Raw genomic sequence first — 12556 nt, forward strand, 5'->3', positions numbered from 1 at the left:
GAAGGGAGATTGCAACGATGGCGAAAAAAGGGTTCATCATTCTTATGGTTTTTGCGATCAGTTTGTTAAGCGCTTGCACGTCGGATACGCCAAGCAGCAGCAACACTGCGGCCACGGCCACGCCAGGCAATACGGCAGATACGGGGGAGGCGACCGATCCGTTCGGCAAGTATGAAGAAACCGTCAAGGTTTCGATTGGCCAATGTACCGATCCGACGAACAACAGTCTGCCGGAAGGGGATACGCCGGAGGATAACGTATTCACCAGAAACGTGGAAGAAGTGCTCAATGTAGACATCGAGTATGCATGGAGTGTCGCTTGCGGAGCCAACTGGGATCAAAAATTGGGCATATCCATTGCAAGCGGAGATTTACCCGATGCGATGGTTGTCAATCAATTAGCGCTTCGCGCTATGGTGGAAGCCGGACAGCTTGAGGACATGACAGAGGTATATGAGAAATATGCTGCACCAGGCGTGAAGGACGTCATTGACGCAACGGAAGGCTTTGGCATTAATGCGGCGACGTTTGACGGAAAACTGATGGCGATCCCGGGCTCCAAAGGGGGCGCAGATGGCGTTCACCTGATGTATATGAGAAAAGACTGGCTTGACAAGCTGGGTCTTGAACCGCCGAAAACGATAGATGAGTTCGAAAAAGCCATTCAGGCGATGACGGAGAAGGATCCGGATGGCAACGGTCAGAACGATACGTTCGGGTTATCCGGTCCCCAAAGCGGTGACGGCAAATTGAATGCTACATTCCTTGAATCCGGCAATAATCTCTATGGATTTGATCCGATCTTCTCCGCCTTCGACTCGCATCCGGGTTATTGGCTGGAGGGTGCGGACGGCAAGCCCGTGTACGGCTCCACGCTTCCTGAAACCAAAGAAGCACTGGCCAAGCTGCGCGACTGGTACGCCAAAGGATGGATTGATAAGGAGATGGGCATAAGGAAAGATTCAGCCGAGCCCATTGTTTCGGGCAAAGCAGGCATGTTCTCCGCCCCTTGGTGGATGGGTTACGGTCCAATCGTGGATATGGTTAAAACCAATCCGGATGCCAATATGCTGGCCTATACCCTGCCGCTTGATAAAGACGGGGAGTACAATCCGCATATCAACGCGCCGACAACGGAATTCCTGGTTGTCCGCAAAGGGTTCGGGCATCCTGAAGCGATCGCGAAAATTAATAATGTGGTTTTCCGGGACAGCGACAAATTGGAAAGCGATACGGGTCTGGATCCGGGACTTTCCCCGCTGCGCCTGGTTATGTCCAGATACGATAAATTCGAAGGAAGCGTAAAGCTCCTGCAGGAAGTGCTTGCCGGCGAGAAGCCGAAGGAGGTTTTGGCGGATCAGCCCTATGATCCGAATCTGCCGAACGAGTATGATGCGATTCTGAAAGTCAAGCTGGAACCATATGACAACCCCAGCATCGAATATTGGAATCCCGAGGCTGATTGGGGCGCTTTCGCCCGCGCCTACTGCCGATTGATCGGCGTAGCCCCGCTGATCGACAAGCCGATGAATAAAGTAGGCAGCCTGATTTATTCTCAAACCAAATCAATGGAAAGCAAATGGGCCAATCTGGAGAAGCTCGAATCCGAAACGTTCATGAATATCATTATGGGTTTCACACCTCTTGATTCCTTCGATCAATTCGTTGCGGATTGGAAAAAACAAGGCGGCGACCAAATTACCGCAGAAGTAGAAGAATTCATTAAGGAATAGCAAGCGGACTCCAGGCAGCGGCGCGGGATTGACCTAGCGCCTCTGCCGCACAAGTCCAGGGAAAGGAGAGGGACAGATGAGCACCAAATCATTTATCAAGCACTATTATTTCATGCTGCTTCCCGGATACCTGTGGGTTATCGTCTTCAGCATCATTCCGATGTTCGGAATCGTCATTGCGTTTCAGGATTTCACTCCGGGCAAGGGCATGCTGGGGTCCGAATGGATCGGACTGGATACGTTCCGTTATATGTTTACGCTTAATGATACCAAGACCATTTTTTTTAATACCATCTTTATCGCTGTCCTGAAAATCATCGGCAATTTGGTGGTGCCGCTCATTTTTGCACTAATGCTGAATGAACTGCGTATCGCCGTTATGAAGCGATGGATCCAGACGGTCGTTTATTTACCCCACTTTTTATCCTGGGTCATCCTTGGCGGTATTTTTCTGGACATTTTTTCGTTTCAAGGACCCGTCAATCAGATCTTCGCTGTTTTCGGCGTGGATCCGGTGCTGTTTTTTGCCAGAGCGGATCTGTTTCCTTACCTGGTTGTCGGCAGTGACGTGTGGAAGGATTTCGGCTTTAACACCATTATTTATTTGGCAGCCTTGACCGGTATCAATCCGTCCCAATATGAGGCAGCGGCCATAGACGGGGCGAGCAGGGCGAGACGGCTTTGGCATGTGACCTTGCCTGGCATACGCACAACCACTGTGCTTCTGGCAGTATTGAGTCTCGGAAACGTCATGAACGCCGGATTCGACCAGATTTTCAACCTGTATAATCCTCTTGTTTATACATCCGGGGATATTATCGACACCTGGGTGTACCGAACAGGTTTGTTGAATCTTCAGTATGGCCTGGCTACAGCTGTCGGCTTGCTGAAATCGGTCGCCGGATTCCTTTTGATCTCCGTCTCTTATATTTTGGCTTACCGATTTACGAATTACCGCATTTTCTGAACAGATTGGATGGTGGAGGGATATGGTCAAAGATACGACGGTCAGCTCCAAAGTGTTTGATGTGCTGCTGATTCTGATTTTACTTGCAATTACGATCACATGTATACTGCCGATCTGGTATACATTGGCCCTTTCGCTGAGTTCCAAGACCGCGGCTGCCGCCGGTCAGGTTTGGCTATGGCCCGTTGAATTCAATTTCAATTCCTACAATGAGATTCTGAAAGATAACCAATTTTTTCATTCTTTCTGGATCTCCATACAACGCGTGGCATTGGGCGCGGTATTGAATTTTTTTGTGGTTGCGCTGCTTGCTTATCCCTTGTCGAAGAGCAGCCGGGATTTTGGTCAGCGGAATGTGCTTATGTGGGTGCTGGTTTTCACCATGCTGTTCAACGGCGGATTGATTCCCTTATATTTGACCGTCAAGCAATTGGGCTTGATCAACAGCATTTGGGCGCTTGTGCTGGTGGCAGGTGCGCAGGGGCTCGTGTTCAATGTGATATTGGTGGTGAACTTCTTTCGCAACCTGCCGAAGGAGCTGGAAGAGGCGGGGCTGGTGGATGGGGCGGGTCCGTGGACCTTACTGTTTAAAGTATTTATTCCCTTATCCGTTCCGGTTCTTGCAACGGTGACGCTCTTCAGCATTGTCATGCACTGGAATGAGTTTCTATACGGCCTGGTATTCATGACGCGGGAGCAGTTCTATCCGCTGCAAACCTATATTCAACAGATGGTCGTCATGCTGGATCCGTCCACGATGACGGAGGATCAATACAGAAGGCTTAGTCAAATCTCCAATCGCACCCTGAATGCTTCAAAAATCTTTATCGCCATGATTCCCGTCCTGATCGTCTATCCGTTTTTGCAGCGCTACTTCATTCACGGGATTACACTTGGCTCCGTCAAAGAATAGAAGTGGAAGGAGGGCTCGTCCCATTGACCTGGTGGAAGAACAATAACTTGCGGATGATTCAAAACAACCTGCGGGAATCCGATGCCAACTTGAATGTCGACCGATTAATGGATGATCTGAACCGCTTATCGGCAAATGTGCTCATGCTGAATGCAGGCGGTATCGTGGCTTTCTATCCGACTCAGCTCGAGTATCATTATCGCGCGGCCTGCCAAAACAAGGATTTGCTCCGGGAAGCCATCGAGAAGACCCATGCCAACGGCATGAAATTCATCGCGCGTTTCGATTTCAGCAAAGCACATGAAACGATTTACGAGAAACAGCCGGACTGGTTTTACCGAACGCGGGCAGGCGAGGCCGTGAATTATCACGGTATCGTCCATACCTGTGTGAACGGCTGCTACCAGAGGGAATATTCGCTCAAGATTCTTGACGAGGTTCTTTCCAATTACGAGGTGGACGGCATCTTCTTCAACATGTTCGGCTATCAGACATGGGATTACAGCGGCACGCAGTATGGGGCCTGCTATTGTGACAATTGCCGATCGCGGTTCAAGGATCTATACGGATTGGAGCTGTCAGCACCGGATGATCCGGGAAATCTGAAATATCGGGAATTTCAGGAAATGACGACAAAGTCGATGCTCGACAGCATCTACGATCTGGTCCAAAGCAAGAACAGGGATATTGCCATATCTACCTATCATGAGCATAAGGTCGATATTGTCCGCAAGGAATCGAATACCGAAATTGGCCGACCTTATCCACTGTGGCCGTATTCCGCTTCCGAGAACGTCAAATCTCTCGAGGATTCCTGGGATGACAAGCTGGTCAGCAACTGCTGTATCAATGCTGTCGGGCTGGTGCACAGATTTACGGGCGTATCCGCGCATGAGGTCAATATTCGTCTGAAAGAGAGTCTCGCCAGCGGATCAGGATTGGACTTCTGCATTATCGGCGCGTTCGAGGATTACCCGGACCGCCATAATCTGAATACGGTCGCGGAGATCTTCAAGTATCACCGGGACAACGAGCAGTATTACGGGCGGTTCTTGTCCGTCGCCGATGTTGCTTTGATTAAGCCGGGGAAGCATTCCCCGGAAAACGGAAATGAGTATTTGGGATTATTCAAAATGCTGAAGGAACGCCACATCCTGTTCGATGTGGTCCATCAGCATGCATTAGCGGAAAGAGGAGAGGAGCTGAAGCGTTACAAAGCGGTTGTCATCCCTGGCATTTCCGAAATGTCCGAACTGGAAATGCAGCTGCTGACGAATATGCATCTGCAGGGCGTATGCTTGATTGCAACCGGCGGTTCCTTTACAGAGGGCGATGAAAACCGGGCTTTTTTACGGCGGATATTTGGGGTCATTCCCGAAAGTCTTCAGCTGATCCGGAAAGAATCGGCCTATCTGTTTACGGAGGATAAACAAGTGTTCAAGCGGTTTACGGAACGCGACTGGATTTTTCTGGGGGAGCAATTCTATCGGGTCGAATTGGAACCGGATGTCGGCCGCCAGCTTCCTTATGTGGATTCCTCCACGTTCGGTCCGCCTGAACGCGCATTCGGGCACCAAATTACAGACCAATATTACGGGGCAGGGCTGAAGAAAGAGGAGCTGCGCAAGTCCGCTTATATCCCTTGGCAGCCGGGGCAGCTCTACTATAATCACGGGTTCGCCGATCATAAGCAAATCGTGCTGGATATTCTTGACCATATGACGGAAACGCCTTGGGAACTGGAAACGAACGCTCCGCAGAATGTTGAGGTTTTCTTCAACCGTTTGGATGCGCAAACCTGCATTTTGCATGTATTGAATCTTTCAGGCTTCAATGGCGTCACCTATTTCGATCCATTGCCTGTTTCGGGCATGCATGTGAAGCTTGCCAATATGGGCCCGATCACTGAAACGACCAATCTGGCCGACCAGTCTTCCGTTCGTTTCGACAACGGAGGCGGCGGAGCCACTGTGCATTTACCGACATTGACCGACTTCGCGGCGATACTGATCAGGACTGCTGCTGCTGAGCAGTGAACAAGCCGATCCGTTCTTTTAGGGACTGGCAAATAGCATAGGGGAGGCGCCTTATATGTCGAAGGGAACCGATAACAGCTTGTGGTGGCGCAAGCCTATAAGAGTCATCCAACCCAACCTGCAGGTGAGAGATACGGCGAGGATTGACCCGGGAAAACTGGTCCGTCAATTAAAGGTGCTGGGGGCAAACACCATTGTTTTTAATGTCGGGGGAATATATGCCTGGTATCCCAGCCAGGTTCGTTATCATATAAGGAATGAATATTTGAGTGAGGACCGGGACCTCCTTCAGGAGGTAATCGATGCCTGCCGGGAGCAGGAGTTGAGATTTGTTGCCAGATTTGACTTCGGCAAGGCGGAAGACAGCGTTTATTTGCAAAGACCGGAATGGTTTGCAAGGCAGCAGGACGGAAAACCAAATTATATCGGTGTTTTTCGTCCGGGCGGATGGCCGCTGCTCCTGCACACCTGCATCAATGGCGGGTACAGAGGTAACGAGGTTGCGGTTCAGGTCCTGCAGGAGGTGCTGGATCATTACGCGGTAGACGGGATTTTTCTGAACGCACCGAATTATACGACGTGTTACTGCCATGAGTGCAAGCAAAAATATGCTGCTCTATACGGCGAACAATTGCCTGATGATGTTTCGCGGTTTGCCCAGGATTGGGCTGCCCGTTGTTATCACGATAACCTTTCCTTGCTGCGTGCGGCGATTAAGAGCAAGAACGCGGAAATGCCGCTTATTTTATATTATCAACTATCCCGGGAGGAATCGATTCTCGACCGGTCACCCTTGGCAGACATCATGTGCACCGAACCGCATGATGTATTGTCCCGCGGCAGGAGCAGCCTTCCCGAATGGTGTAATCCTGCGCTTTCGGTAAAGCTGGGCAGGACGATGGAAGGGCTGCCGAGTCCATTCGGGATTATTCATACCTCTCCCGGAATGGATTGGCGTCATACCGGCCTGCCGCCAGCCGAGCACAGGTTCTGGATGTCGCAGGTTCCGGCGAATGGCGGCCATATCTGGCATTCCTTGACGGGAATTCCCGATACCATTGCCGACAAGCGTATTCTTCAATCCGTAGCTGCGATCAATCATGCAGCCGCCGTCATTGAGCCATACATGGAGGATGCCAAACCGCTTTACGAGCTGGCTCTGGTCTGGAATGATGATCCATCGGGAGAGGGATGGTCCGATGCCTTGATGCAGAAGCATTTCTTGTTCGATCTGCTGATTCCCGGCCATATCTCCAAAGCCCGCTTGTCGAAATATGCAGCGGTTATTATTCCGGAAGGCACGAGCCTCTCCGAGCATCAAGTTGCAGACCTGTCCGGCTATGCAGCCGGGGGCGGAAATCTTGTCCTGGAAGGTCATCATCCGGATGAATGGAAGGAAATACTGCGTCTTCAGGGCTCGCAATTGAGCGAAGAGCTTGCAGCAGCCTATATCCGCCTGGACGGACCTGCCAATCCCCTGAGACGGGGTCTGGAAGATACCTCGCTAATCCCGCTTCGAGGCCGGGTAACGTACTGCCGGCCAGGCAGAAATACGCAGGTATTAGCGACGCTGGTCCCCCCTTTCTCTCCTTTGGAGAGTGTAGGCGCTCCGCCGGAGAGAGCTTCCCTGCCCGCGGAGAAAACGGATATTCCCTTGGCGATGCTGAATCCATACGGACAAGGAAACATCATGTACTTTCCATTTTCCCTGGGGCAGCTGTTGAGGCAGTACGGGCTGCCTGACCACCATACCTTGCTGTCAAACACGTTAATCATGCTGCTGAAGGATAAGCCGGTCATTGAAATCCAGGATGCCGAAGGGGTGCAGGCAAGCGTCTTTCAAAAGCATAATGATTACCTGATACATCTGGTGAACGGTACCGGACGGCGGCCGTTGGCTTCTTGCGTTCAGCTTCATGATGTAGCCGTTTCCTTTGCTGTTCCCTTTGATCGGGAGGCCAAGCAAGTTAAGAAGCTTCTGTCTGCAGGCGATGCTGAATGGAGACAAGAGGGGAACAGGGTAAGGATAAAGGTGGATCTTCTGAACACATGGGAATGTATTCATGTTTCCACAATGGAAGCATAAAGCTCCGAAATCTCTTGGCGCAGAGGAGGAATAAACAAAAATGACCACCCGCAGCAAAAAAATGATAGATTGCGACGTACATGTGGCTCCTCAGCATGTGGATGAAATACGAAAGCATCTCGATCCGAAATGGCATTGGCGGCCCCTGACAGGCGGCCGGGATTTGTTCCGCCATCCTACTTACGTGGACCGGACGGACGCAGCGCCTCCAAACGGGCTGCCGACAGGTTCCGATCCGGAGTTTCTGCGCAAGCAGTTAATTGATGAATACGGGATTACCCATGCGATTCTGCTGCATCGTTCTTTCGGCAACCCGATGCCCTTCGTGGAGTTTGCGACCGCCAAGGCAAGCGCCTATAACGATTGGGTTGCGGAAACATGGCTCGGAAGATACAACGCCGACGGCGTATTCAAGGGCTCGATTCAAATATCCCATCAAGATCCGGCCGCATCCGCACGGGAAATTGAGAGATGGGCGGGACATCCCCATATGGTGCAAGTGCTGTCTGATTCAGGAGCGCGGGCTCCATACGGGAATCGGATGTACGATCCCATCTATGAGGCCTGCCAAAAATATGATTTGCCGTTTGCGACGCATGTAGGGACGGATGGCATGGGCATCAATCTTCAGGCATCCGTCGGTTATCCGTCGCATTATATCGAATGGAGCACCGCTCACTCGATCGGTTACCAAACCCATCTGATCAGCATGCTGATTGAGGGCGTGTTCGAACGGTTCCCCCGTCTGCGGGTAGTGCTGGTTGAAGGGGGAGTATCGTGGCTCCCCACCTTGCTTTGGAGACTGGATACGCTGTACAAGCAATACCGCAATGAAGTTCCATGGCTGAAGCGGAAACCAAGCGAGTATATCCGCGATCATGTACGCATCACTTCCCAGCCGCTGGAGAGACCCGATGACGACCGGCATCTTCTTCGAATGCTGGAGCTGGCGGATGCCGAGCATATTCTGATGTTTTCCAGCGATTATCCGCATTGGGATTTCGACAGTCCCCGCCTGGCCTTTCCCAAGCTTCCCGAGGCGCTGCACCGGCGGATCTTCTACGAAAACGCCAAGGAGTTCTACAAATTATAGGACCGAATGGAGGCAGTGCCAATGGAAATCATAGATTGCGATGTTCATGTCTATCCGCGGAATGCGGAGGAAATCAAGCGATATTTGCCACAACCGTGGAAACACCGGTTTCATATATGGAGCAACGCCTACTATGCGGAGAAGGTGGAAACAAACCGAACGGTACCCCCGAATGGTGCAGGACCGGGAACAGATCCGGATTTTCTGATCCGGCAGCTAATCAAGGAGGAAGGTGTTGCACAAGCCATTCTCCTCCCCCGGGCAAATGTATCCATCCATCACGATCCCGATCAGGCCGCCATGGAGGCAAGCGCTTATAATAACTGGCTCAGCGACACCTGGTTGACTTCGCATAATCCGGATGGCGTGTTCAAGGGCTCGATCACGATCGCGCATCAGGATCCCGCTGCTGCAGCGAAAGAGATTGAAAAATGGGCAGACCATCCACATATGGTACAGGTCATCATGGATACGGGAGCGCGCGCTCCGTTCGGCCAAAGACATTATTATCCCATTTATGAAGCATGCGCCCGATATCGTCTGCCGCTTGCGGTCCATCCAGGCACAGACGGCATGGGAGTCAACATTCTGGCATCACAGGGATATCCATCCCACTTTCTGGAGTGGTATGCAGGATTTTCGCTGTCGATGCAGGTGCATCTGCTCAGTTTGCTGACGGAAGGCGTATTCGAGCGTTTTCCTGAATTGAAGATGATATTTGTAGAAGGCGGCATTGCATGGCTTCCGGCATTGATGTGGCGTCTCGATCAGGAGTATAAGGGGCTTCGATCGGAAATTCCCTGGACGAAGCAAATGCCGAGCCTGTATTTGAAGGAGCATGTCCGTTTTACGACGCATCCTCTGGAGCGTCCCGAGAAGGACGGGGATTTGACGGATGTGCTGGCCATGATGAATTGCGAGGACCTGCTCCTCTATGCAAGCAATTATCCGCATCAATACTGCGCATCTCCCCGGGATTTGCATTTTCTGCCCGAGACGTTCAAGCCCAAAATATTTGCCCAAAATGCAAAACAATTGTACCGCTTGTAAGCGGAAAAGAAACAAGCCAGGCTCCATAAGGGGGGAGATCAATGGGAAGACATAAGGTGTGCTTGGTCAAGGAGCTGCCTTCGGGAATGAGCAGAATCGAGAGAATCGAAAACCGCTCGATAGGGTTATACAATATAAAAGGCGAATTTTACGCGATTCGCAACAGCTGCCCTCATCAGGGCGCGGAATTGTGCCAAGGGAAAATCCAGGGCATGATGCTGCCCTCAGATCCCGGCGAGTATCTGCATGGCAGGGAAGGCGAAATCGTCCGCTGTCCTTGGCACGGCTGGGAATTCGATATTAAGAATGGCAAATCCGTATTCGATCCGTTTCGCTGCCTGGTCAAAACCTATGCAGTGGAGGTTGTAGGGGAGGATGACGAGGCAAGTCCCGGCGTGGAAACCTTTCCGGTCGAAGTTGAGTCGGGTTGGATCGTGGTAATCGTATCGTAGCTTGGGGCCAGGGTCGAATGACCTGGTCAGCTTTGGAAAATGAAGGAGATGCAACCAATATGACAGATGAAACGGCCACGGAAACTCCTTGGTATCGGCGGACCTTGCGGTGGGGGCAGACCAATTTTACGGAAATGGACCCCGGCCTCATCGACATGGACATGTGGAAAGAATATTGGCGTGAAACGCGGGTTCAGGGGCTTATTGTCAACGCGGGAGGCATTGTCGCTTATTATCCCAGCTCCTTTGACTTGCAGTACCGGGCTCAAGGTCTGGGCGACCGGGATTTTTTCGGCGAGTTTACAGCTGCAGCCAGAAAAGAAGGATTGACCGTTCTGGCCAGAATGGATGTAAACAGGGCTACTAAAGACTTCTATGATAGGCACCCCGACTGGTTTGTGGTGAACGCCCAGGGGGAACCTCATACTTCCAACGGCCGCTATTTTTCCTGTGTGAACAGCGCTTATTACAAGGAATACATTCCTCAGGTGCTGCGGGAGATTATCCGCCTTTATCAACCTGACGGCTTTGCCGATAACAGCTGGACCGGCGTCAACCGGCAGATTATTTGTTTTTGCGATAATTGCAAACAGAAATTCAAGAAGGAGTATGGACATGATCTTCCGCTGTCGCAAGATTGGGATGATCCTGTTTACCGGAGCTGGGTCAAGTGGAGCTATAGCTGCCGGACGGAAAACTGGGATTTGTTTAATAAAGCCGCTCAGGAAGCGGGAGGCCCTCATTGTTTATGGCTGGGGATGGTTCATGGCAGCCCGATCAACTCTCATTCCTTCTGCGATTTGAAGGTCATCGGGGAACGATCCAGAATTGTCATGTGCGACCATCAGTCGCGGGATGCTCTGAACGGGTTTGAAATGAACGGACTAAGCGGCAACCTTCTTCACACGCTTGCAGGCTGGGATAATGTAGTTACGGAAAGCATGGCCAGTTATCTGCGCGGACCGCATATGTTTCGAAAAGCAAGCAATCCGCCGAAAGAAACCCGAATGTGGATGATCGAGGGAATCTCCGGCGGCATTTCCCCCTGGTATCACCACATCGGCGCTGTCCATGAGGACAAGCGCCAATTTGACAATGCTCCTCCAGTCATGCAATGGCATGAGGCGAATGAAGAATATTTATATAATCGCCTGCCGGCAGCAAATATTGGGCTCGTGTGGAGTCAGGACAATACGGATTTCTACGGCCGGGAAGACGTTAAGGAGAAGATCGCGCTCCCATGGAGCGGATTCGTCAAGTCTCTGACCCGCGCAAGAATTCCTTATGTGCCGGTTAACGCCGACCATATCGCAAGGGACGCGCAAGGCCTGGATGTCCTGATTTTGCCGGATTTAGCGGCAATGACCGACGAGCAGTGCCAGGCGGTCCGGGAATTCGTGGAAGCCGGCGGAAGCCTCGTATTTACCGGGGCCACCGCGACACTGGACCAGTGGGGTGAAACAAGAAGTGAATTTCCGTTGGAATCCATAACCGGGATGAAGCATCTCCATCAGATAGAGGGGAATTCAGCAAACAAGCCTTTTAATCTGGAGGTTTATGACGGTCATAATTATTTGAGATTGCCCGATGACCGGCATCCGGTGATCCAAAGCTTTGAAAATACGGCAATTCTCCCGTTTGGCGGAAAAGTCCATATTGTACAAACAGGCGCGCAAATGGAAAGCGTCGCTGCCTATATCCCGGGTTTCCCCATCTACCCGCCGGAATTCAGCTGGATGAGAGAGTCCGGATCCAATATTCCAGCCATGCTTGCCGGAGAGCATGCCGCGGGAGGACGCCTGTTTTACTTCGCGGGAGATGTGGACCGTTGTTACGGCCGATTGCAAATACCGGATCTGGGCGATCTTTTGTCCAATGCGGTTAAATGGGCCGCAGCCGGTACCATTCCGCTCAAGGTGGAGGGACCCGGTTATCTGGATTGCAAATTATATCGCCAGAATGAAAGATTGATCCTTCATCTGGTCAATCTTAGCGGGACTAATCAGACGCTCGGCTATCTGGAGGAAAACCTCCCTGTAGGTCCGATCTCGGTTTCTATCAAAGTTGATGATATCGTTCCGGGCCGCGCAAGCTTGAAGGTCCGGAATATAAATGTAAAACCCGAAATAAAGGATTCCTGGGTTGCGTTCCAAATCGATTCGATAACCGACCATGAACTTATAATATTGGATTGAGCCTTGGCGCGTATTTCACTGCAAAGAGCTG

At 51.4% G+C, this 12556-nt stretch carries 9 protein-coding genes; all 9 read left to right on the forward strand.

Annotated features, from left to right (window positions below; all coding sequences use genetic code 11):
* Positions 1-17: 17 nt before the first annotated feature.
* The 9 genes from ACFOLF_RS34905 to ACFOLF_RS34945 all read left to right on the forward strand — a co-directional run bounded on the left by ACFOLF_RS34905 (position 18) and on the right by ACFOLF_RS34945 (position 12525).
* A complete protein-coding gene (locus tag ACFOLF_RS34905; RefSeq protein WP_210045316.1) occupies positions 18-1733 on the forward strand; it encodes an extracellular solute-binding protein in 1716 nt (571 codons plus the stop codon).
* A gap of 76 nt (positions 1734-1809) precedes the next feature.
* The gene (locus tag ACFOLF_RS34910; protein ID WP_210045315.1) at positions 1810-2700 is read left to right on the forward strand and encodes an ABC transporter permease; all 891 of its coding nucleotides are present in this window, start codon (positions 1810-1812) and stop codon (positions 2698-2700) included.
* A gap of 22 nt (positions 2701-2722) precedes the next feature.
* On the forward strand, positions 2723-3613 hold the full coding sequence (locus ACFOLF_RS34915) for a carbohydrate ABC transporter permease (RefSeq protein ID WP_210045314.1): 891 nt from the start codon (positions 2723-2725) through the stop codon (positions 3611-3613).
* 23 nt (positions 3614-3636) lie between these two features.
* The gene (locus ACFOLF_RS34920; protein ID WP_210045313.1) at positions 3637-5649 is read left to right on the forward strand and encodes an alpha-amylase family protein; all 2013 of its coding nucleotides are present in this window, start codon (positions 3637-3639) and stop codon (positions 5647-5649) included.
* A gap of 55 nt (positions 5650-5704) precedes the next feature.
* A complete protein-coding gene (locus ACFOLF_RS34925; protein WP_210045312.1) occupies positions 5705-7735 on the forward strand; it encodes a family 10 glycosylhydrolase in 2031 nt (676 codons plus the stop codon).
* Between the two features lie 40 nt (positions 7736-7775).
* Complete coding sequence (locus ACFOLF_RS34930) at positions 7776-8828, forward strand: amidohydrolase family protein (RefSeq protein WP_210045311.1); 1053 nt, start codon at positions 7776-7778, stop codon at positions 8826-8828.
* A gap of 21 nt (positions 8829-8849) precedes the next feature.
* Positions 8850-9878 carry an amidohydrolase family protein gene (locus ACFOLF_RS34935; RefSeq protein ID WP_210045310.1) on the forward strand — a complete coding sequence of 343 codons (1029 nt, stop codon included), beginning with the start codon at positions 8850-8852 and terminating at the stop codon, positions 9876-9878.
* Positions 9879-9919: 41 nt separating this feature from the next.
* The gene (locus ACFOLF_RS34940; RefSeq protein ID WP_210045309.1) at positions 9920-10330 is read left to right on the forward strand and encodes a Rieske (2Fe-2S) protein; all 411 of its coding nucleotides are present in this window, start codon (positions 9920-9922) and stop codon (positions 10328-10330) included.
* A 59-nt stretch (positions 10331-10389) separates the two neighbouring features.
* Entirely contained in the window at positions 10390-12525 is a 2136-nt protein-coding gene (locus ACFOLF_RS34945; protein ID WP_210045308.1) for an alpha-amylase family protein, read from the forward strand.
* Positions 12526-12556 lie beyond the last annotated feature (31 nt).

Origin of the sequence: Paenibacillus sepulcri (assembly GCF_042647105.1) — a bacterium.
Classification (GTDB): Bacteria; Bacillota; Bacilli; order Paenibacillales; family Paenibacillaceae; genus Paenibacillus_Z; species Paenibacillus_Z sepulcri.